The organism is Desertibaculum subflavum (genome assembly GCA_003576705.1).
GTDB lineage: Bacteria > Pseudomonadota > Alphaproteobacteria > Ferrovibrionales > Ferrovibrionaceae > Desertibaculum > Desertibaculum subflavum.
Genome location: QOZS01000003.1, coordinates 119,962 through 140,823 on the forward strand (window position 1 = coordinate 119,962; position 20,862 = coordinate 140,823).

General features: G+C 68.5%; 18 protein-coding genes. 9 read left to right on the plus strand and 9 right to left on the minus strand.

The genetic code is table 11. The features are described from left to right. Positions 1-132 precede the first annotated feature (132 nt). Positions 133-1,422, plus strand: a complete 1,290-nt coding sequence (locus tag DT074_RS02715) for an amidase (RefSeq protein ID WP_119418261.1) — start codon at positions 133-135, stop codon at positions 1,420-1,422. 347 nt (positions 1,423-1,769) lie between these two features. Continuing rightward, positions 1,770-2,312 carry a redoxin domain-containing protein gene (locus DT074_RS02720; RefSeq protein ID WP_119418262.1) on the plus strand — a complete coding sequence of 181 codons (543 nt, stop codon included), beginning with the start codon at positions 1,770-1,772 and terminating at the stop codon, positions 2,310-2,312. Between the two features lie 4 nt (positions 2,313-2,316). Here the strand turns inward: DT074_RS02720 and DT074_RS02725 are convergent, their stop codons facing one another. Both DT074_RS02725 and DT074_RS02730 read right to left on the minus strand, forming a co-directional pair. After that, positions 2,317-3,678 (minus strand): sodium-dependent transporter, encoded by a 1,362-nt coding sequence (locus DT074_RS02725; RefSeq protein WP_119418263.1) that lies wholly within the window; start codon positions 3,676-3,678, stop codon positions 2,317-2,319. Positions 3,679-3,729: 51 nt separating this feature from the next. Continuing rightward, a complete protein-coding gene (locus tag DT074_RS02730; protein WP_119418264.1) occupies positions 3,730-4,644 on the minus strand; it encodes a DMT family transporter in 915 nt (304 codons plus the stop codon). 102 nt (positions 4,645-4,746) lie between these two features. Here DT074_RS02730 and DT074_RS02735 point away from each other — a divergent pair, with 102 nt between their 5' ends. Further along, positions 4,747-5,388 carry a peroxiredoxin gene (locus tag DT074_RS02735; RefSeq protein WP_119418265.1) on the plus strand — a complete coding sequence of 214 codons (642 nt, stop codon included), beginning with the start codon at positions 4,747-4,749 and terminating at the stop codon, positions 5,386-5,388. Between the two features lie 41 nt (positions 5,389-5,429). On the opposite strand, the gene DT074_RS02740 is transcribed toward DT074_RS02735, so the two are convergent. Continuing rightward, positions 5,430-7,220 (minus strand): acyclic terpene utilization AtuA family protein, encoded by a 1,791-nt coding sequence (locus DT074_RS02740; protein WP_119418266.1) that lies wholly within the window; start codon positions 7,218-7,220, stop codon positions 5,430-5,432. Between the two features lie 210 nt (positions 7,221-7,430). On the opposite strand from DT074_RS02740, the gene ada reads away from it, so the two are divergent. Both ada and DT074_RS02750 read left to right on the plus strand, forming a co-directional pair. Continuing rightward, positions 7,431-8,528: a bifunctional DNA-binding transcriptional regulator/O6-methylguanine-DNA methyltransferase Ada gene (ada, locus tag DT074_RS02745; protein WP_368744393.1), complete on the plus strand. Its 1,098-nt coding sequence runs from the start codon at positions 7,431-7,433 to the stop codon at positions 8,526-8,528. Next, positions 8,525-9,223, plus strand: a complete 699-nt coding sequence (locus DT074_RS02750; protein ID WP_119418267.1) for a 2OG-Fe(II) oxygenase — start codon at positions 8,525-8,527, stop codon at positions 9,221-9,223. Before ada ends, DT074_RS02750 begins: the two co-directional genes overlap by 4 nt. A gap of 15 nt (positions 9,224-9,238) precedes the next feature. Here DT074_RS02750 and DT074_RS02755 read toward each other — a convergent pair whose 3' ends face one another. Both DT074_RS02755 and DT074_RS27890 read right to left on the minus strand, forming a co-directional pair. Continuing rightward, positions 9,239-10,645: a methyl-accepting chemotaxis protein gene (locus tag DT074_RS02755; RefSeq protein WP_119418268.1), complete on the minus strand. Its 1,407-nt coding sequence runs from the start codon at positions 10,643-10,645 to the stop codon at positions 9,239-9,241. A 78-nt stretch (positions 10,646-10,723) separates the two neighbouring features. Beyond that, a complete protein-coding gene (locus DT074_RS27890) occupies positions 10,724-11,152 on the minus strand; it encodes a host attachment protein (protein ID WP_162914573.1) in 429 nt (142 codons plus the stop codon). Between the two features lie 132 nt (positions 11,153-11,284). Between DT074_RS27890 and DT074_RS02765 the strand changes: the two genes are divergently transcribed. Beyond that, positions 11,285-12,805 (plus strand): thymidine phosphorylase family protein, encoded by a 1,521-nt coding sequence (locus DT074_RS02765; protein ID WP_119418269.1) that lies wholly within the window; start codon positions 11,285-11,287, stop codon positions 12,803-12,805. Between the two features lies 1 nt (position 12,806). Further along, positions 12,807-14,405 (plus strand): MBL fold metallo-hydrolase, encoded by a 1,599-nt coding sequence (locus DT074_RS02770; protein WP_119418270.1) that lies wholly within the window; start codon positions 12,807-12,809, stop codon positions 14,403-14,405. A gap of 4 nt (positions 14,406-14,409) precedes the next feature. Here the strand turns inward: DT074_RS02770 and DT074_RS02775 are convergent, their stop codons facing one another. The 3 genes from DT074_RS02775 to DT074_RS02785 all read right to left on the minus strand — a co-directional run bounded on the left by DT074_RS02775 (position 14,410) and on the right by DT074_RS02785 (position 17,317). Then, entirely contained in the window at positions 14,410-15,693 is a 1,284-nt protein-coding gene (locus tag DT074_RS02775; RefSeq protein WP_119418271.1) for a TRAP transporter large permease, read from the minus strand. Positions 15,694-15,703: 10 nt separating this feature from the next. After that, a complete protein-coding gene (locus DT074_RS02780; protein WP_119418272.1) occupies positions 15,704-16,219 on the minus strand; it encodes a TRAP transporter small permease in 516 nt (171 codons plus the stop codon). 87 nt (positions 16,220-16,306) lie between these two features. Then, positions 16,307-17,317: a TRAP transporter substrate-binding protein gene (locus tag DT074_RS02785; protein WP_119418273.1), complete on the minus strand. Its 1,011-nt coding sequence runs from the start codon at positions 17,315-17,317 to the stop codon at positions 16,307-16,309. A 90-nt stretch (positions 17,318-17,407) separates the two neighbouring features. Here DT074_RS02785 and DT074_RS02790 point away from each other — a divergent pair, with 90 nt between their 5' ends. Then, a complete protein-coding gene (locus DT074_RS02790) occupies positions 17,408-18,166 on the plus strand; it encodes a FadR/GntR family transcriptional regulator (protein ID WP_119418274.1) in 759 nt (252 codons plus the stop codon). A gap of 11 nt (positions 18,167-18,177) precedes the next feature. Continuing rightward, a complete protein-coding gene (locus DT074_RS02795) occupies positions 18,178-18,990 on the plus strand; it encodes an NAD-dependent epimerase/dehydratase family protein (RefSeq protein ID WP_119418275.1) in 813 nt (270 codons plus the stop codon). A gap of 96 nt (positions 18,991-19,086) precedes the next feature. Here DT074_RS02795 and DT074_RS02800 read toward each other — a convergent pair whose 3' ends face one another. Next, positions 19,087-20,742, minus strand: coding sequence for a thiamine pyrophosphate-binding protein (locus DT074_RS02800; RefSeq protein WP_119418276.1), 1,656 nt, complete (start codon positions 20,740-20,742; stop codon positions 19,087-19,089). Positions 20,743-20,862: the final 120 nt, after the last annotated feature.

Sequence of the window (20,862 nt, forward strand, 5' to 3'; positions counted from 1 at the left end):
ATATCCTGACCACGCAACGTAAATGTAAGGTAAACAGAGGGTTTCCCACAAGGACTTGTGCAAGTGCGAGCGGAAATCCACAAGTCGTTGTGACATTCCTGCAACGACGCGACTACAGAGGGCGGGGCGTCCATGAATAATTCGACCGATCCGATCAGCCTGACGGCCTGGGCGCTGACCGACGGCCTGCGCCGCAAGCACTTGAAGGTGCGCGATGTCGTCGAGGCGGTGCTGGCACGCCACGCGCTACGCGAACCGGTGGTCCAGGCATGGACGCATCTCGATCCCGCGCAAGCGCGCGCCGCTGCCGACCGGCTGGACAAGGCAGGTTCGGAAGGGGCGCTGTTCGGCTTGCCGCTCGGCGTCAAGGACATCATCGACACCGCCGACATGCCGACCGGCTACGGCTCGCCGATCTATGCCGGCAACCGCCCGGCCTGGGATGCGCCCGCGGTCGCCATTGCGCGCGCGCAGGGCGCGCTGGTGCTGGGCAAGACGGTGACGACGGAATTCGCCTCCTTCCATGCCGGCCCGACCACCAACCCGCACGATCCGGCGCGCACGCCGGGCGGATCCTCCAGCGGCTCGGCCGCCGCCGTGGCGGACCGCACGGCGACTCTCGCCTTCGGCACGCAGACGGCGGGATCGGTGCTCAGGCCGGCCAGCTATTGCGGCGTCGTCGGCTTCAAGGGCAGCATCAGTTGGTTCCCGGTGGTCGGCATCAAGGCGCTGGCGCCGTCCTGCGACACGCTCGGCCTGATGGCGCGCGACGTCGCTGATATCTGCCTGTTCCGCGACGCCATGCTGCTGCGCCGGCCGGCACCGCCGGATGCCCGCAGCGTCTCGGCGCCGCGGCTCGCCTTCTCGCTCTATCCCGATGCGGCCAAGGTGACGCCGCCGATGGCCGCGGCGATCGAGCGAGCCCGCAAAGCCCTGGCAGCGAAAGGCGCGCGCATCGTCGATCTGCCCACGCCGGCGGCCTTCGAGGGCCTGACCGAGGCGCATCAGCGCGTCATGGCCTATGAAGCGAAATTCGTCTTCGCCTATGAGCGCGACCGTCACGGCAGCAAGCTGTCGGCGGCGTTCCACAAGCTGCTCGGCGAAGGCGAAGGCACCACCGAGGCCACCTACCGGGCGAGCCTGGAAGCGGCCGCCCGGGCGCGGGCGGCGCTTGCCGACCTGTTCGCCAACTACGATGCGATCGTGCTGCCGGCGGCGCCGGGCGAGGCGTGGCCCAAAGCGGACGGCACCGGCGATCCAAGCTTCAACCGCCTCGCGAGCTTTCTCGGGGCCCCGGCGATCTCGCTGCCAAACGGCAAAGGCCCGTCAGGCCTGCCGCTTGGGCTGCAGCTGATGGGCCCCCTCGGCGGCGATGATCGGCTGCTGCAGCTCGCCGCCTGGGTCGAATCCGCGATCAGCTGAACTCATGCGCCGCCGGAGAATGCGCCGTGCGCTTCTCATATTCAACACTGAATATATGTATTGATTTATACCATCCGAGATACTTAGATATTTAACATGATATAACGCACAATAGATGTGTGATATGGCGTCTCCGGCGACACATCGCAGTACTGGGATCTGGCGGCCCCTGCTCCGCCGTTTGGGCGCGCTCGCCAGCGCGGCTGTCGCCGCACGCGGCATCGAGGAGCGCACCGAAGGCGTCATCCGAGCGACCTGTACCGGCTGCTGCGCCGCCTGAGCGCAGCAGCGGCTTCGACCTTGCCTGAAGCCGGCTTCCCAGAGGCCTCTCCCACAGGATCACCGACATGTCGCTCACCCACATTCTCGACCCCGTCGCCCTCACCAACCTGCCGCCGGCCGCCCTGAGGGTCGGCGACCATGCTCCCGATGCCGACCTGCGGTTCGACGGGCAGCGGACCCGGTTGCATCGCTGGTCCGACGATGCCTGGGTCGCGCTCTTCGCGCTGGGCGCAGGCGACGCGCTCGACCGCGCGGCGGAGACGCGGCGCCTGGCCGCCCTGCTGCCGGAATTCCGCGCCCGGTTCGTCAAGCTGCTCGGTGTCGCCATGCGGGCCTGGCCCGGCGAAGCATCGGCGCCGTTTGCCGTCGCCTTCGATCCGGATGGAGAGATGATGCGCGGCTATGGGCTCACCCCGAGTGCCCAAAGCGTCGCGGTGATCGACCCGGAACATCGCGTGCGGCTGCTGCTCGGCTATCCGCCGCGGCGCGAACGCGATTTCGGCGAAGTGCTGCGGCTGATCGCCGGATTGCAGCGCGCGGACGCACGCTCGCGCGCCGATCGCAGCGACTGGCGTCTTCGCCAGGCCGCAACGCTCGGCAGCTGGTGAGAGGCTATAGGGCGGCGATCCCGCCCAGGAGGATGACCGCGATGACCGCCGGCAGGACATAGCGGAGCAGCATCCACCAGCAAGCGCCGAAAGCGCTGCCCTCCAGCTCCGCGGCCAGCAATGCCGCCTTGCGCGACCAGCGCCAACCGACGAACAGGACGGTTGCGAGGCCGCTGAGCGGCAGCAGCAGACCGGACGCCGCGTGGTCGACCAGATCGAGGATGCCGTGCCCGAAGGGTGTGACCGCGCGCCAGAGCCCAAATCCGAGCGCCGAAGGAAGGCCGCCCAGGAAGGCCGCCGCGGCGAGCATGAGCACCGCGCGGCGGCGCGGCCATCCCAGCCGATCGATCATTACCGCGACCGGCACTTCGATGAGCGATACCATCGAGGTGATCGCCGCAACTGCCAGCAGCAGGAAGAAGCCAAGTCCAAAGGCGATCCCTGCCGGCATGACGGAGAAGACCTGAGGCAGGGTGACGAAAGCGAGCGTTGCCCCTTGGGCCGGATCGAGGCCGAATGCGAAGACGGCCGGAAAGATCGCGATCCCGGCCAGGATCGCGAAGACGGTGTCGGCCCCCGCCACCACGGCGGCCGTCGCGGCAAGGCCGCCGCGATGTCCAATGTAGCCGCCATAGGTGATGAGCACGCCCATGGCGAGGCCGATCGAGAAGAACGTCTGACCCAATGCGGCGAGATAGACGCCCGGCCGCCCCAGAGCGGACCAATCGGGAGCGAACAGGAAGGCGAGGCCGGCCTCCCCGCCCTGCAGCGCCAGGCCGTAGCCGGCAAGGAGAACGACGACCAGCCCCAGCACCGGCAACAGGGCCTTGCTTACCGCCTCGATGCCGCGCTCGACGCCGGCAAGCACGATCGCCGCCGAGGCAGCGATGGCCACGAACTGCCAGACGACAGGCTCGATCGGCTGCGCGATATAGGCGGCAAAGGCCTGCGCCTGCTCGCCCGCCGGCACATGCCATAGCACGCCCGTGGCATAGCCTGCCAGATAGCGCAGCACCCATCCGGCGATCACCGCATAGTAGGTCAGGATCAGGAAGCTCGCCGCGACGCCGATCCAGCCGACCGCTCCCCAACGGCGGGCGCCGCCGATCAACTCGAAGCTGCGCACGGCATCCCGCTGCGCGATGCGACCGAGCGCCAGCTCGGCCACCAGCAGCGGCATGCCGATCAGCACCACGCAGGCAATGTAGACCAGCAGGAAGGCGCCGCCGCCATTCTCGCCGGCGACGTAGGCAAAGCGCCATACATTGCCGAGCCCGACCGCGGCGCCGGTCGTCGCCAAAACGAAGCCGAGCCGCGAACGCCATTGCGCGCGGCGCGGCTCGGAGAGAGATGCATCAACCGCCACGCTTCATGCATAGCGCCGCCGGCCGCCGCGATCTCTGACATCGATCAAGGCTCAGCGCTTCGTGGCGGTAACCAGCATCACGCCGGCCAGGATCACGGCGATGCCGATGCCGTGCGAAAGCAGGAACCGCTCGCCGAGGAACAGCACGGCCAGCAGGGTGCCGAAGGCCGGCATGAGATGGACGAACAGGCCCGCGATATTCGGCCCGACCAGAGCGACGCCCCGGTTCCAGCACACGAAGGCCAGCACCGAGGGCCCCACGGCGATATAGGCGATGGCGGCCAAGGTCGTTCCGCTCCAGACCGGCGGCGGCAACAAGGCGGTTTCGACCGCATAGAGCGGCAGCAGCGTGACGAGTGCGGCGACGCCGGTGAGGAAGACGAGCTCGACGCCGCCGAATTCCGGCGGGCGCCGCTTCAGCAGCACCGAATAGACCGCCCAGAAGGGCAGCGCCGCGAGAATCCACAGATCGCCGACATGGAATTCCAGCCGGCGCAGGTTGTCGATCTCGCCGCCCGACATGATCACGATGACGCCCAATGCCGAAACCAGCATGCCGCCGACCTGCCGCATGCTTGCGCGCTCGCCGGTCATCGCCCAGCTGACCAGCACCATCGACAAGGGGAACGACGCGTTCAGCAGGACGGCGTTCACGGCGGGCGTCGAGCGGAGGCCGACATAGACGCCGGTCTGGAACAGCGTGATCCCGGACAGACCCAGCAGCGCAAGATAGCGCCAATGTCGCACCAGCAGTGCGCGGCGGGCGAACATGCCCGGCAGCGCGAAGGGCACGAGGATCAGGACCGCGGCAGTCCAGCGCCAGAAATTGAGCGCCGCCGGCGGAAAACTCTCGTGCACCGCACGGCCCACGATCCAGTTGCCGGCCCAGAGCAGTACGGCGAAGGTGAGCAGCGCATAGGCCGAAAGCCGCGAACCGCGTCCGGCCTGCTCAACGGCAGCACTCATCGCTTCCCACCTCGCGATTGGAGCGCCGCTGGAAAAGACGCCCGCCACGCACTATAGACAGCGCATCGGCGGCATCACGCGTTCAACCTGGGGAGATCAGCCATGACATTGCGGCTTGGCGACGTGGCACCGGATTTCGAAGCCGATACCACCGACGGGAAGATCAAGTTCCACGACTGGATCGGCGCCGGCTGGGCGATCCTGTTCTCGCATCCGAAGGACTTCACGCCGGTCTGCACCACCGAGCTCGGCTATGTCGCCAAGCTGAAAGGCGAATTCGCCAAGCGGAACGTGAAGGTGATCGGCCTCTCGGTCGACCCGGTGAATTCCCACAAGCAGTGGGCGGAGGACATCAAGGAGACCCAGGGCCAGGCGCTCAACTTCCCGATCGTCGCCGACCCGGACAAGAAGGTCGCGAACCTCTACGGCATGATGCACCCCGCGCATGACGAGGTGTTCACCGTGCGCACCGTCTTCGTCATCGACCCGGCGAAGAAGATCCGGCTGATGATCACCTATCCGCAGACCTGCGGCCGCAATTTCGACGAGATCCTGCGGGTGATCGAGAGCCTGCAGCTGACCGACGGCTACAAGGTGGCGACGCCGGTCAACTGGAAGCCGGGCGAGGACGTCATCATCGTGCCGTCGCTCTCCGACGAGGATGCGAAGAAGCAGTTCTCCGGCTGGCGGGCGCTGAAGCCGTATCTCCGCCTGACCAAGGATCCCCGCGCCGGCGCGCGGTAATCAGCTCGCCCTCCCGCGCGCGGTGCGCGGGAGGGCTCCTGTCACGACAATCCCCAGGCCTTCGGCACCTCGACTGGCATGTCGAGCAGGATCTGGGCATGCGCCTTGCCGAGCGGGTCGTTGCGCAGGCTCGCCATGCCGCCGCCGCCGAGCGCGTCCTGCATCAGGAAGTTGAGCGCGCGGATGCCGGGCACCTCGAAGCGCTCGACCTTGCCTTTCACTAGATGCGCCATGTAGGCGCCGACCGTTTCCGGGGTCAGGGCGCGGCGGATCGCCGGCAGGTATTCCGGCTTGCGAGCGATAATGCCGATATTGCTGGCATTGCCCTTGTCGCCGGAGCGGCCCCAGGCGAGCCTGATCAGGGGCACCGTCACCGTGGGGCCGGCCGGTACGTCGCTTGAACCTGCCGGCGCCTTGGCACCCTGCTTGAAGCCGCCTTCGGTCGGGATCGAGACGGGGATCGCCTGACCTTCCAGATCGATCGCCGCCTTCACCCGCGTTTTCGGCACCAGGCAGGAGAACAGGCGCACGATCGGGCTCGCCTTCGGCCGGGCGCCGCCGGAGCCGGTCGTGCCCTGCGCCATCGAGCAGCCGGGCGATGAGCATTCGCGCAGGAACATCTCGACCGGCATGCGCTCGTCATGGCTGACCGCGAGGCGCATCTGCGCCTCGCGCGCCTCCAGCGCGCGGGAATGCGGGCCGTACATGTTCTCCCCGCCGATCGCCTCTACCAGGCTGTCGCGGAAATCCGCCTGATTCATCGCCGCCAGCATGCGCCGCGTGCGCTTCAGCAGCGCTTCGCCGGTGCGGCGCGCCTTGTGCACCGCCTCGGGGCCACCAATCGTGATCTGCGCCACCGCGCGCCAGCCATCCGGGAAGGTCGCACTCACCTTGTACATGCCGGTCGGCGGCAGCCCTTTCGCACCGGCGACGCGCACGCGGTTCTCGCCGACTTCCTGCATCGTCACCTGGGTGAAGTCACAGACCACGTCGGGCAGGATGTAGGCCCCGGGATCGCCGATCTCGTAGAGCAGCTGCTCCGCCACCGAGCCGAACGAGACGAGGCCGCCGGTCGAAGGCGGCTTGGACACGATGAAGCTGCCATCGGCATGGCATTCGACGATCGGATAGCCGATATCGTCCCAGTCCGGCACGTCGCGCCAATCGGTGAACAGGCCGCCGGTGCATTGCGCGCCGCATTCGATGATGTGGCCGACCAGGGAGCCGGCGGCGAGCTTGTCGTAGTCGGTCGGGCTCCAGCCGTGCTCGTACATCAGGATGCCGAGGGCCAGCGCGCTGTCGACACAGCGCCCGGTGACGACGATATCGGCACCCGCCTTCAGCGCCTCGGCGATCGGTATGCCGCCGAGATAGGCGTTCATGGAGAGCAGCTTCGGCGGCAGCGCCGCACCGGTGAACATCTCCTTCAAACCTTCCGCGCGGAACTGCTCCACCTGCGGCAGCAGGTCGTCGCCATGCACATAGGCGACCTTCAAGGACAGCCCGGCATCGCGCACAATCTTGCGGATCGCCTCGGCGCAGGCGCGCGGATTCACGCCGCCGGCATTCGACACCACCTTGATGTTCTTGCGCGCCAAATCCTTGATCAAGCGGCGCATGGTGACGGTAACGAAATCCGTCGCATAGCCCATGTTCGGATCGGCCTCGCGGGCGCGCGCCATGATCGACATGGTGAGCTCGGCCAGATAATCGCCGACCAGGTAGTCCATCTCGCCGCGATGCACGAGCTGGGCCGCCGCCACCTGGCTGTCGCCCCAGAAGCCGCTCGACGAACCGATCCGCACCACCTTGTCAGGCTGGGCCTGGGCCATGGTTTCCTCCGACTTTCTGTCCGGGTTCCGTCCGGGATTTGGCTTTGAATAGCAGAAAAATACGGCCGCTGCGCCGCGCCGAAAGCCGCCCCGACCCTCCCGCCCCGCGGAAGATCGGCTAGACTCCCGAATGAAACAGCAAGATCCGGATGGAGGGCTCCGCGCCGGCGACGCAGATTGCCGGACAACACAGCCACCGGAGACCAAGCCATGGATACCGCCCCCGCCATGCCGACGGCCAAGACGCAAGCGACAGCGGATTTCGACGAGGCCCGCTACGGCCGCCTGATCGCCCGCGACGCATCGCAGGACGGCCGCTGGTTCTATGCGGTGAAGACGACCGGCGTCTATTGCCGGCCCTCCTGCGCCTCGCGCCCGCCGCTCCGCAAGAACGTGCTGTTCTTCGCCAACCCGGCCGCCGCCGAGATGGCGGGCTTCCGCCCCTGCAAGCGCTGCCGCCCGACCGCGATCAGCGCCGATGCCGGGCGCGTCGCCGCGGTCGAACGGGCGCTGCGCCTGATCGCGGAAGCCGAGACGCCGCCGAGCCTGACCGAGCTCGCCGCCGCCGCGCATATGAGCCCGTATCACTTCCACCGCACCTTCCGGAAGGTGACCGGCACCACGCCGGCGCGCTATGCCCGCGCCGCCCGGGTCGATCGCCTGACCCAGGGTCTGAAGGGCGACGGCAGCGTCACCGCCGCGATCTACGAGGCGGGCTACGGCTCCGGCGGGCGCGCCTATGCCGATGCCAAGGACCTGATGGGCGTCGCCCCCGGCGTGCTGAAGGCCGGCGGCGAAGGCCTGGCGCTGCGCTACGCCACCGCGAAGACGCCGCTCGGCTGGCTGCTGCTCGCCGCCAGCGACAAGGGCGTGATCTCGGTCAAGCTCGGCGACCGCAAGGAGAGCCTGGTCGAGGAGCTGCGCGCCCGCTTCCCCAAGGCGGCGCTGAGCCGCGACGGCGCGATGGTGGAGCCTTGGCTTGCCGCGCTCGCGAACAGCGTGACGGCCGGCAAGGCGCTGCCCGACCTGCCGCTCGATGTGCGCGGCACCGCCTTCCAGGCGAGGGTGTGGGAGCTGCTGCGGGCGATCCCGCGCGGCGAGACGCGCTCCTATGCCGAGATCGCGGCGGCGGCCGGCAAGCCCGCGGCGGTGCGCGCGGTCGCCAATGCCTGCGCCTCCAACGAGATCGCCATGCTGATCCCCTGCCACCGCGTGGTGCGCAGCGATGGCGGCCTCGGCGGCTATCGCTGGGGCGAGGCGCGCAAGAAGAAGCTGCTGGCGCAGGAGAACGCCGGCGCGGCACGATGAAGGATCCGGCCACGCTCGACTGGGCGGGGATCGGCACGGCACTCGACGCGCAAGGCTATGCAGGCCTCGGCCGGCTGCTCGAGCCGGCCGAGTGCGGCGATCTGGCGGCCAGCTATGCCGACGACGCCCGGTTCCGCAGCCGCGTGGTGATGGCGCGGCACGGCTTCGGGCTCGGCGAGTACAAGTACTTCGCGCGGCCCCTGCCAGAGATCGTCGCCCGGCTGCGCGAGACGCTGTATCCGCCGCTCGCCGGCCTTGCCAATGTGTGGCGCGAGCGGCTCGGCCAGGACGAGCGCTATCCGCCGGCGCACGACGACTTCGTCGCCCGCTGCCACGCGGCGGGGCAGATGCGGCCAACGCCGTTGATGCTCCGCTACGGCGCCGGCGACTACAACTGCCTGCACCAGGATCTCTACGGCGAGGTGGTGTTCCCGCTGCAGGTGGTGATCCTGCTGGACCGGCCGGGCGAGGACTTCACCGGCGGCGAGCTGGTGCTGGTGGAAAACCGCCCGCGCATGCAGTCACGACCGCATGTCGTGCCTATGGCGCAGGGAGAGGCAGTGGTCTTCGCGGTCCGCGAGCGGCCGGTGAAAGGCACGCGCGGCACCTACCGCACCACGCTCCGCCACGGCGTCAGCCAGATCCGCTCGGGCGAGCGCCGCACGCTCGGCATCATCTTCCACGATGCGGCGTGAGGCGATGGGGCGCGCTTAGACCTTGTAGCCGATGCGGAAGCCGCCCCAATGTCGGCCCTGCACGGTGATCGGCGCCGAGGCGTCCTTCATCAGCGCAAACTGGCCGCCGCCCATGTCGCGGCGATAGGTCTGCACCAGGAACGGCTTGGTGCTGCGTCCCGAGGCAAGGCCGACGCGGTCGTTGAACAGGCGCCGGTTGCGGCAATTGGCGGCGTTCCACACAGCATCGCCCGGCCGCTGGACTTGCGAGAATTTCAGGTTGTGGGTCGGCAGATAACCGTTCCGGTCCAGCGCGGCGCAGAACACGATGCGAGGATCGATCGCCAGCGCGGGCTCCTGGATTGCCGGCAGCACGCGGTCGGTGAAGCCGGTGAACCGCGCCATGACCTGTTGCGGATCGGTGCCGGCGATCGGCTGATAGGCCTCGTCGAACAGATCGCCCACGCTGATCTCGCCCTTGCTCAAGGCCGCCTCGAACACCGCCGCGATCTCCGCCGCTTTGGCGCGGGCGAGCTCGACGATCGGCGTGTCGACGGTCGGCTCGCCGGAGCCGACGGCGAGGCCGATCAGGGTCTCGCCTAGCCCGACCATGTTGCCGACGCGGCTGCGCGCCGTGTCCAGGTTGCGCCCGGCATCGGCGACGCCGTCTGCCATCTCGCTGACCGTGTCGCGCACCTTGGCGAAGCGCGCCTCGCCGTCGCGGGTCGCTTGCGCGATGCGGGCCACCTGCGCCTCGATCTCGCTGATCGCGCCGCCGACGCCGTCCAGCACGTCGCCGATCGCGGCCGTGCCGCCTTCGACCGTGCCGGCGCGCCGCGTCGCGGTGCCGCTCAGCGCCATCAGCTTGGCCGTCACGGCATCGAGCGCCTCCAGCGTGCGGCTCACCTCCGCCGTGGCATCGGTGGTCTGCTTGGCGAGCGTCTTCACCTCGGTCGCGACGATGGCGAAGCCGCGGCCCGCCTCGCCGGCCCGCGCCGCCTCGATGGTTGCGTTCAGGGCCAGCAGATTGGTCTGTGCGGCGATGGCGTCGATCGCGCGCGCCACCTTGTGCACGTTGGCGAAGGCCGATTTCAACCCGCCGAGCTCGACCTCGATGGTGGAGGCGTCCTGGGCCAGCGCGCGGATCTCGCCCAGCGCCGTGGCGACCCGGTCGCGCGAGGCGCCCATCTCGGCCGAGGAGTTCGCGACGTAGCGGCCGGTCTCGGCGGCGGCGGCGGCGATCTCGGCATTGCCGGCGGCGAGCCCGTCCGCCGCCTGCTTCAATTCCGCCGCCATCGTTGCCTGAGCCTTGACCCGGGTGGTCAGCGCCTCCAACTCGCCGGAGACATCCGCCACCTCGATACCGAGGCGCCCGGCCTCGGCCGCCAGCTCGGCGACAACAGAATGTCGGACCTGCCCGTCGCTGTCAGCCGTCCCGGCCATCCGCGCCTCATCCGCCGCAACGTTGTGAAGCGGCGTGTATAGGCAGCATTCGGTTAATGCCGGGTTGAACGCAGGTCGTCAGGGCGGCGACCGGGCCGCATCGAAAGTCGCGAACAGGTCGAGCGCCGGTGATTTCGTGAGATCCTTGTCGACCGCCTTGGCAAGAGCCTCGGCCGTCGGCGCCGCCAGACGTTTGCGAATCTCCCCCAGGACCCGCGCCGGGGCGAACAGGATCAGATGCTCGTATCGCTGCTCTGCATGCGCGCCGCTCAGGGCGTCTGCCAGTTCGGCGGCAAAAGCCCGCTTGGCCAATAGCTTGGGATCGGTCGGGGGCTCCATCGCATGGCGCTGGCCGCCGCGGCTGTCAAAGGCGCGGCCCGGGCGGTCGCTGACCAGGTCGCGGGCCGGCTTGGTCGCGTCGACTGATTCCCAACGCGCAACCTCGTCATAGCCAGGGCGGTCCTGCCGGCGCATATAGGCAATGGCGCGGCCCGAATCGGCGACCACGAACCAGCATTTGGGGGCCTTGATCATGCTTCTGCTCCCTGCGGCTGCCGGACCAGAATAGGTCCGTGCCGCCAACGGCGGTTGATCTGGCTCATTCCCTTCCCCAGGCCATGAAACTAAGCCTTGCCCGTGATGTCCACCCGTGAACCCGAACCGGCCGCGCCGGCGCGCCTCAAACTGCGCCGCATCGGCATCGATACCTATCGCGAGAACGTCGCCTTCCTGGCCCGTCGCTGCCCCCATTACCGGCCGGAAGACTTCCAGGCGCTGGCCAAGATCGAGCTGCTCGCCAACAGCCACCGGATCATCGCCAGTATCAACATCGTGGACGACGAACGGTTGCTGGCAACCGACGAGATCGGGCTGGCGGACCAGGCCTTCCGCCAGTTCGGCCTACAGGAAGGCGCCGAGATCCGCATCCGCCCGGCCGCCCCGCCGGCCAGCCTGGATGCCGTGCGGGCGAAGATCCACGGCCACACGCTGACCCCCGGCGAGATCGAGGCGATCATCCGCGACATCGCCGCCAGCCGGTATTCCAAGACCGAGATCGCGGCCTTCCTGATCGCCTGCGGTGGCTTCCTCACCACCGACGAGATCCTGAGCCTGACCCTCGCCATGGCCGGAGCGGGGACCCGCCTGAGCTGGCCCGAGCCGGTGGTGCTGGACAAGCATTGCATCGGCGGCATCCCGGGCAACCGGACCTCGATGATCGTGGTGCCGATCGTCGCCGCGCACGGCCTGCCGATGCCGAAGACCTCGTCCCGCGCCATCACCTCGCCGGCCGGCACCGCCGACACCATGGAAGTGCTGGCCCGCGTCGATCTCGGCATCGCCGAGATGCAGCGCGTGGTGCAGCACGCCCGCGGCTGCCTTGTCTGGGGCGGACATGTCAACCTGTCGCCGGCCGACGACATCCTGATCGCGGTGGAGCGACCGCTCGGCGTCGACACGCCGGAGCAGATGGTCGCCTCGATCCTGTCGAAAAAGATCGCTGCCGGCTCGACCCACCTTCTGGTCGACATCCCGATGGGCCCTTCGGCCAAGGTCAGGAGCCACACCGAAGCGGTGCGCCTGCGCAAGCTGTTCGAGCATATCGGCGCCCGCGTGGGGCTCGAGATCGACGTGGCCATCACCGAGACGCGCGAGCCGATCGGCCGTGGCATCGGCCCGGTGCTGGAGGCGCGCGAGGTGATGGCCGTGCTGCGGGGCGAGCCCACCGCGCCGGCGGATCTGCGCGAGAAGTCGCTGCTGCTCGCCGGCCGCATCCTGGAATTCGATCCCGCCCTGCGCGGCGGCCAGGGCGAGGCCCGGGCCCGCGAGCTGCTCGCCTCCGGCGCGGCGCTCAGCGCGATGGAGCGTATCATCGAAGCGCAGGGCCCCGCGACGCATCGGTTCGAGCTCGGCTCGCTGACCCGCGAGATCACCGCCGATGCGGCCGGCGTGGTGGCGGCGATCGATTGCTACCGGCTGGCGCGCATCGCCCGGCTGGCCGGTGCGCCGCTCGACAAGGGCGCCGGCATCGACCTGCTGCGCAAGGTCGGCGACAGCGTGCGCCGCGGCGATCCGCTGTACCGCATCCATGCCTGCGTCGCCGCCGATTTCGGCTTTGCGACCGAGTTCGCGGGCACCGATCACGGCTATCGGATCGCCTGAGATGAGCGTCACCATCGCCTTTCACGGCGCCGCCGGCACGGTCACCGGCTCCTGCTATCTGGTGCGGCATCCAGGCGGCGCCTTCCTGGTCGATTGCGGCCTGTTCCAGGGACCGAAGACGGTCAAGCAGCTGAACTACGATCCCTTCCCGTTCGATCCGCGCGAGCTCGGCTTCGTGCTGCTGACGCATGCCCATATCGACCATTCCGGCCTGTTGCCGAAACTGGTCAGGGCGGGCTTTGCCGGCCGCATCCTGACCACCGAAGGCAGCCGCGACCTGCTCACCTTCATGCTGCCGGATTCGGGCTACATCCAGGAGCTGGAGGTCGAACGCCTCAATCGCCGCAATGCGCGGCGCGGGCGCGACGAGGTGCAGCCGATCTACACCCGCGACGATGCCGAGGCCTGCCTCGGCCAGGTGGTGGCTGCAGCCTATGACAGCTGGATCGAATGCGGCAATGGCGTCCGGGCCCGGTTCTGGAATGCCGGCCATATCCTGGGCTCCGCCTCGGTCGAGATCGAGATCGCGACTGGCAATGCGGCGCAGCGCCGCCTGCGCCTGCTGTTCTCCGGCGATCTCGGGCCGGAGCACAAGCTGTTCCACCCCGATCCCGACGCGCCCGCCAATATCGATCACCTGGTCGTGGAGGCGACCTATGGCGACCGCGAGCGCCCGCCTTTCACGCCGGAAGCGCGGCGGCGCGCGCTGCGCGAGGAGGTGCAGCAGGCGATGAAGCGCGGCGGCAACCTGCTGATCCCCGCCTTCGCGGTGGAGCGCAGCCAGGAGCTCCTGGTCGACCTGCTGCATCTCTTCGCGGCCGGCGAGCTGCCGCGCCTGCCGGTCTATCTCGACTCACCGCTGGCAACGCGGGCCACCGGCGTGTTCGCCCGCCATGCGCGCGATCTGGAGGATGTCGCCTCGGCCGCCGGCGCCTTCACCGCGCCCAACCTTCGCTATGTCGAGACGCCGGAGCAGAGCCGGGCGCTCGGCCGCATCAACGGCGGCGCCGTGATCATCTCGGCCAGCGGCATGTGCGATGCCGGCCGCATCCGCGACCACCTGCGCAACAACCTGTGGCGCCCCGATGCAACGGTGCTGCTGGTCGGCTACCAGGTGCCGGGCACGCTCGGGAACCTGCTGCAGAGCGGCGTGCGCGCGGTGCGGATCCGCGGCGAGGAAGTGGCGGTGCGCGCCGCCATCCGCCGGCTCGACGCCTATTCCGGCCATGCCGACCGTGGCGGCCTCGTGGCCTGGGTCAGCGAGCGCCTGCCGGTCAAAGGGCAGATCTTCCTGACGCATGGCGAAGACACGGCGCTCGACGGTTTGAAGCAGGCGCTGGTCGAGACCGGCTGCGCGCCTGAGCGCATCGCGGTGCCCAAGCTCGACGATGTCTATCCACTCGACGCGCCAGCGGTCCCGGCTGCGCCGGCGCCGCACCGCCTGGTGCCGGAGGTCCTGGGCCGTCCGGACTGGCACAACGACTATGCCGCCTTCAGCCTTGCCTTGCAGGAGCGGCTGCGCGCCCTGCCCGACGACGAGACGCGACGCACCCTGATTGCCAGGCTGCATGCCGCCATGACGGCACCGCGGCGCGGCTAGGCGTTCAGATCTTCGCCCATTGCGGAATCCAGAGCGAGATCGCCGGCACGTAGGTGACCAGCATCAGCACGACGATCATGGCGATGTAGAACGGCCAGATCGTCCGCGTCACCTCCTCCATCTTCACCTTGCCGACGGCGCAGCCGACGAACAGGGTCGCGCCGACCGGCGGCGTCACCAGCCCGATGCCGAGATTGATCAGCATGATCATGCCGAAATGCACCGGGTCGACGCCGAGCTTGACCACGACGGGCAGCAGGATCGGCGTGCAGATCAGGATCAGCGGCGCCATATCCATCAGGCAGCCGAGCACCAGCAGCATGACGTTGATCATCAGCAGGATGACGTACTTGTTGTCCGAGATCGTGAGCAGGAACTCGGTCACCTGCGCCGGCAGCCGCATCAGCGCCATCACGTAGCCGAAGCTGGAGGCGAAGGCGATCAGGATCATCACCATCGCCACCGTCTTCACCGTGCGGTGCACCAGGTGATGCAGGTCGCGCCAGCGATAGTCGCGATAGACGAACATGGTGACCAGGAAGGCCCAGACGCAGGCGACCGCGGCAGATTCCGTCGCCGTGAACACGCCGGTCAGGATGCCGCCCAGGATGATGATCATGGTGCCGAGGCCCCACAGCGCCTCGGCCGCGATCTTCAGCGCCTGGCCGAGCGGCACGACCTCGCCCTTCGGATACTGGTGCTTGTGCGCCAGGACCAGCACCAGCGTGACCAGTGAGAGGCCGAGCAGCAGGCCGGGCAGCACGCCGGCCAGGAACAACGCGCCGATCGAGATGGTGCCGCCGGCAGCCAGCGAATAGATCACCGCGTTGTGGCTCGGCGGGATCAGGATCGCCTGCACCGAGCCGGTGATGGTGATGTTGACGGCGAACAGCCGCGGATAGCCGGCCTTCTCCATCTGCGGAATCATCACCGTGCCGATCGAGGAGGTGTCGGCGACCGAGGAGCCGGAGATGCAGCCGAACATGCTGGAGGCCAGCACGTTGACGATGCCGAGCCCGCCGCGGATGAAGCCGACCAGCACATTGGCGAAGGCAACGAGGCGCCGCGCCATACCGCCCTCGGCCATGATGGCGCCGGCCAGCACGAAAAACGGGATGGCGAGCAGCGAGAATTTGCTGACGCCGTCCGAAATCTTGAGCATCACCGCTTCCAGCGGGATGTCGATCCAGATGGCGCCGGCCAAGGCCGCCATGCCCATGGCATAGGCGACCGGCACGCCGAGGGCGATGAAGACGAAGAAGCCGCCGAGCAGGATCAGCGCGTCCATGGCGACTCCATCAGTCGAGCGCGGCCGGTTCGCGGAACACGAAGGAATCCGGCCGCGGCGGGCCGATCCACAGGCGCTCCAGGATGAACAGCAGGGTGAAAGCGCCGCCGAGCGGGATCGGCATGTAGGTCAGGCCGACCGACAGGAAGGGGAACTCGGCGATCACCTGGTGCCAGGTGATCTGCACCAGCCCGGTGCCCCAGACCACCATGAAGACGGCGAGCAGCGCCATGAACAGCTCGGACACCAGCAGCACCAGGCGCCGCCGCCCCTCCGGCAGCGTATCGACCACCAGCGCCACGCTGATATGCACCCCGGCGCGGTAGCAGGCGGCGCCGGCGAAGAAGGTGAAGACGATGACCAGCAGCACCGACATCGGCTCCGGCCAGGCCGCCGCGCTGTTCATCACGTAGCGCATCCAGACGCCGTAGGGGATCACCAGCGTCATCAGCACCAGCGAGAAACCCGACACCCCGACGCAGAACAGATAGAGAGCGTCCATCGCCCTCGCATAGGCCGCCTTCATGCGACGCTCTCCGGCTGGGAAAGCGAAGGGCCGGCCGCTGCCTGCGCTGGCATCACGGCCGGCCCCTCGGGCAATGCAGCGCTGCCTTCAGTTCACCGCCTGGATGCGCTTCACCAGGTCGGCGTATTTGGCGCCGTACTTGTCCCAGACCGGCTTCACCGCCGCCTGGAACTTCTTCTTCTCCGCCGGCGGCATGGTGATCACCTCGATGCCGGCCTGCTTGATCATGGCCATCGACTTGGCCTCGCGCTCGTTCCAGAGCTTGCGCTGCTCCTGCTGCGCCTCCTTGGCCACCTTGCTGATCAGCGCCTGGTCCTCCTTGGAGAGCTTGTCCCAGGTGGCCTTGGAGAAGACCAGGATCTCCGGGATGATCAGGTGCTCGGTCAGCGAGTAGTACTTGGCGACCTGGAAGTGCTTGCCGCTCTCGTAGGAGGGCGGGTTGTTCTCGGCGCCGTCGACCACGCCGGTCTGCAGCGCGTTGTAGAGCTGGTCGAAGCCCATGGCGATGCCGTTGCCGCCCATCGCGTTCATGGTGTCGACGAAGATCGGATTGCCCATCATCCGGATCTTCAGGCCCTTGAGGTCGTCGATCGACTTGATCGGCTTCTTGGAGTTGTAGACGCTGCGCGCGCCGGCATCCATCCAGCACAGCCCGACCAGCTTCGATTGCGGGCTGGCGGTGAGCTTGGCCAGCATCTCGTCGCCGATCGGCCCGTCGATCACCTTGTTCATGTGCGGGATGTCGCGGAACACGAACGGCATGTTGAAGACGTTGAGCTCGTCCACGATCGGGCCCATCGGGCCGACCGAGATGCGCGCGTATTGCAGCGCGCCGACCTGCGCCTGCTCGATCATCTCCTTCTCGCCGCCGAGCTGCATCGACGGGAACATCTGGATCGAAAGCCGGCCGCCCGTCGCCGCCTCCAGCTTCTTGCCCATGGCGATCACGGCATCCACGGTCGGATAGCCGACCGGGTGCACGTCGGTCGCCTTCAGCACCATCTTCTGCTGCGCCATCGCCGGCAGGCTGGCGCCTGCCGCCATCGCCAGGGCCGCGGCCAGTCCGAGGCCGACGCCCAACATCTCTCGCCTGATCATCGCTGCGCTCTCCCTTCCCTTGCCTCCCGCGCATTGACCCCGGCGGAGAGGCGGTGCTACTTGTCAGCTTGTACGATGAGCATACAACGCATGGCCGATTCCGAGTCAAGGACCAACCTCGCGCTCGACCGGCTGGCCCCCCTGGCGCCGGCCCGCAACCGGTCGCGCGACGTGGCCGACCGGCTGCAGGCCGAGATCCTGAGCGGCAAGATCGAACCCGGCGCCAAGCTGCCGACCGAGGCCGAGCTGATGGCGGCGATGGGGGTCAGCCGCACGGTGATCCGCGAGGCGGTCGCCGCACTCAGGGCCGAAGGCCTGGTCGTCACCCGCCAGGGCGTCGGCGCCTTCGTCGCGGCCGATGTGCGCGAGCGCCCCTTCCGCATCGACGCCGACGAGCTGAGCTCGCTCGCCGAGGTGGTGCACGTCATGGAACTCCGCACCGGGATCGAGGTCGAGGCGGCGGGGATCGCGGCGGAGCGCGCCGGGAGCGCCGAAATCCGCCGCATCGGCACGGCGCTGAAGGCGCTCGACCGCGCCATCGCCGAGGGCGAGGCGGCGGTCGACCAGGATTTCCGCTTCCATTTCGCCATCGCCGAGGCGACCGGCAACCCGCAGTTCACCCGCTTCCTCGAATTCCTCGGGCGCTTCGTGCCGCCGCGGCAGAACCTGCGCCCCGGCGCCGAGCAGGACCGGCGCGGCTATCTGGAGATGATCCAGGGCGAGCACCGCCGCATCTTCCAGGCGATCGAGGGCGGCAACCCCACCGCGGCGCGCGCCGCCATGCGCAAGCACCTGGAAGGCAGCCGGCAGCGCTACAGCCGCCTCGCCGCCAAGGCCCAGCAGAGTTAGGAGGAGACACCATGCGATCGGTCCTGATCACCGGCGCCGCCGGCGGCATCGGCACGCGGCTGCGCAAGCTGATGAAGGGCATGTACCCCGAAATCCGCCTCAGCGACCGCGCCACGCCGAAAGACCTCAAGGCCGACGAGACATTCGTCGCCGCCGATCTCGCCGACCCGGCTGCCGTCGAGCGGCTGGTCGAGGGGATCGAGGGCATCGTGCATCTCGGCGGCGTCTCCGTGGAAGACGCCTGGGAGCCGATCCTGCAATCCAACATCATCGGCCTCTACAACCTGTTCGAGGCGGCGCGAAGGAAGGGCGTGAAGCGGGTCGTCTTCGCGTCATCGAACCACGCCGTCGGCTTCTATCCGCGCCAGCGCAAGATCGGCATCGACGAGCCGGTGCGCCCCGACAGCCGCTACGGCGTCTCCAAGGCGTTCGGCGAGGCGCTGGGCGCGCTCTACGCCCACAAGCACGGTCTGCGCGTCACCTCCCTTCGGATCGGCAATGTCGACGACCAGCCGGTCGACAAGCGCCGGCTCTCGATCTGGCTGAAGCCGGAGGACCTCGTGCAGCTGATCCGCATCGGCCTCGAGCATCCCGATATCCGCTGCGAGATCATGTACGGCGTCTCCGACAACGAGCGGGCCTGGTTCGACAACGGCAACGCCTTCCGGCTCGGCTACCGGCCGGCCGGCCGGGGCGAGGAGAGCCGCGAGGCGGCGCTGGCGGCGCAGGCCAAGCTGCCGCTCGATCCGATCGGCGACTGGTACCAGGGCGGGACGTTCTGCTCGGCGGAATACGACAACCCGCTGGAGCCGCGTCGCGACTGACCCCTTCACCGCGAAGGACGCCAAGAGCGCCAAGGAACGCCAAGGGTTTTTTATCAATCCCTTGGCGTGGCTTTGCGTCCTTGGCGGTGAAACCCATCAGAGGCCCTTCTCAACGCTGACCGAGAGCAGGACGGGGCCGGGCGTCTGCAGGGCGGCGCGGAAGGCGGTTTCGAATTCGTCGGCGGTCTCGACGCGGTCGGCGACCATGCCGAAGCCTTTCGCCACCTGGACGAAGTCGATCGCCGGGTCCTTGAAATCCATGCCGATGAAGTGGCTGGAGCCGTGGAAGGCGCGGAGCCGCTCCTTGATGATGCGGTAGCCGCCATTGTCGGCGATGACATAGGTGATCGGCAGCTTGAGATGCGCGGCGGTCCAGAGCGCCTGGATCGAGTACATCGAGGAGCCGTCGCCGATCACCGCAACGACGCGGCGCTTCGGCAGGCCGAGCGCCACGCCGATCGCGGCCGGCAGCGCCCAGCCGATGCCGCCGGAGACGTTGCCGAAATAATTGTCCTTGTCGCGGTAGGGATAGAAGGCGTTGAGGCTGCGCGCGGTGATGATGCCCTCGTCCACCACCACGCAATCCAGCGGCAGCAGCTCGCAGAGCTTGAGCATCAGCCAGTCGGGATCGAGCGGCGTGAGGCCGCGCCTGGCCGCCGCCTTGTCGGCCAGCGCCATGCGCTTCGCCGTCCAGTTGGTGGCCGAAAGCGCGGCGATCTGCGCCTTGGCCTTCGCCGGCTCCACCCGCTCGCGGATCAGCGCCGAGAGCGCCGGCAGGGTCTCCTTCAGGTCGGCCCGCACGGCGAGCTCGGCCGGATAGTTCTTGCCGAGCTCCCAGTCGCGCTGGCCGATCTGGACGACGCGCATGCCGTCCGGCATCGGGTCCACCTCGCTATAGACCGACATGCGCATGAAGTCGGTGCCGAGCGAGACGATCATGTCGTAGGGCTCGAGGATGGCGCGCACATCCTTCTGCTGGCGGGTGGTGCCGCCCATATAGGCCGGGTGCTCCGAGGGGAAGTGCGAGCCCTGCATCACCGATTGCTGGTAGACCGGCGCGCCGAGCGCCTCGGCGAACTCCGCCGCCTCCTTGAGCGCGTCGCCGGTGGCGAGCTCGTGCCCGGCGAGGATGACGGGGCGCTTCGCCTCCGCGATGGTCGAAGCGAGCTGGCGCAGCAAAGCGTCGGAGGGGCGCACGCGGGTATCGACGCGCGTGGCGCGGCCAAGCTCGATCGCCGCATCGCGGTTCAAGACGTCGCCGGGCAGCGAGATGAAGACCGGGCCGGTCGGCGGGGTCAGCGCGATCTTCGCCGCGCGCCTTAAGATGCGCGGCAGGTCTTCGAGCCGCGTCACCTCGACCGCCCATTTGACGCAGGGCTGCGCCATCGGGACGAGCGGGCCGTAGAGCAAAGGCTCGGTCAGGCCGTGGCCCTGCTCCTGCTGGCCGGCGGTGACGATCAGCGGCGAGCCGGTGTTCCAGGCGGTGTAGAGCGCGCCCATCGCATTGCCGAGGCCCGGCGCCACATGCACGTTGCAGGCGGCGAGCCGGCCGGTGGCGCGGGCGAATCCGTCGGCCATCGCGACGACCAGGCTCTCCTGCAGGCCGAGCACATAGGTGAGCTCCGGATGCTCGGCGAGGGCGTGCATGATCGGCAGCTCGGTCGTGCCCGGATTGCCGAACATGTGGGTGACGCCTTCGTCCTTCAGCACGGCGAGGAAGGCGCTGCGCCCGGTGATGCGGTTCGAGGTCATGGGTATTTCGCTCCCCTTCGGACTTTCTGGGGGTGGAGCGTCGAGGGGATGCGGGCGGCGGTCAAGCGTGGTGGTCCTTCGCCTTCGCCATCTCCCCGCACTGCCAAACACTCCTTCTCC

Coding starts and splice junctions, on each gene's coding strand:
- DT074_RS02715 (WP_119418261.1), top strand. CDS start 133: ATGAATAATTCGACCGATCCGATCAGCCTGACGGCCTGGGCGCTGACC.
- DT074_RS02720 (WP_119418262.1), top strand. CDS start 1,770: ATGTCGCTCACCCACATTCTCGACCCCGTCGCCCTCACCAACCTGCCG.
- DT074_RS02730 (WP_119418264.1), bottom strand. CDS start 4,644: ATGAGTGCTGCCGTTGAGCAGGCCGGACGCGGTTCGCGGCTTTCGGCC.
- DT074_RS02735 (WP_119418265.1), top strand. CDS start 4,747: ATGACATTGCGGCTTGGCGACGTGGCACCGGATTTCGAAGCCGATACC.
- DT074_RS02740 (WP_119418266.1), bottom strand. CDS start 7,220: ATGGCCCAGGCCCAGCCTGACAAGGTGGTGCGGATCGGTTCGTCGAGC.
- ada (WP_368744393.1), top strand. CDS start 7,431: ATGGATACCGCCCCCGCCATGCCGACGGCCAAGACGCAAGCGACAGCG.
- DT074_RS02750 (WP_119418267.1), top strand. CDS start 8,525: ATGAAGGATCCGGCCACGCTCGACTGGGCGGGGATCGGCACGGCACTC.
- DT074_RS02755 (WP_119418268.1), bottom strand. CDS start 10,645: ATGGCCGGGACGGCTGACAGCGACGGGCAGGTCCGACATTCTGTTGTC.
- DT074_RS02765 (WP_119418269.1), top strand. CDS start 11,285: ATGTCCACCCGTGAACCCGAACCGGCCGCGCCGGCGCGCCTCAAACTG.
- DT074_RS02770 (WP_119418270.1), top strand. CDS start 12,807: ATGAGCGTCACCATCGCCTTTCACGGCGCCGCCGGCACGGTCACCGGC.
- DT074_RS02775 (WP_119418271.1), bottom strand. CDS start 15,693: ATGGACGCGCTGATCCTGCTCGGCGGCTTCTTCGTCTTCATCGCCCTC.
- DT074_RS02780 (WP_119418272.1), bottom strand. CDS start 16,219: ATGAAGGCGGCCTATGCGAGGGCGATGGACGCTCTCTATCTGTTCTGC.
- DT074_RS02785 (WP_119418273.1), bottom strand. CDS start 17,317: ATGATCAGGCGAGAGATGTTGGGCGTCGGCCTCGGACTGGCCGCGGCC.
- DT074_RS02790 (WP_119418274.1), top strand. CDS start 17,408: ATGGCCGATTCCGAGTCAAGGACCAACCTCGCGCTCGACCGGCTGGCC.
- DT074_RS02795 (WP_119418275.1), top strand. CDS start 18,178: ATGCGATCGGTCCTGATCACCGGCGCCGCCGGCGGCATCGGCACGCGG.
- DT074_RS02800 (WP_119418276.1), bottom strand. CDS start 20,742: ATGACCTCGAACCGCATCACCGGGCGCAGCGCCTTCCTCGCCGTGCTG.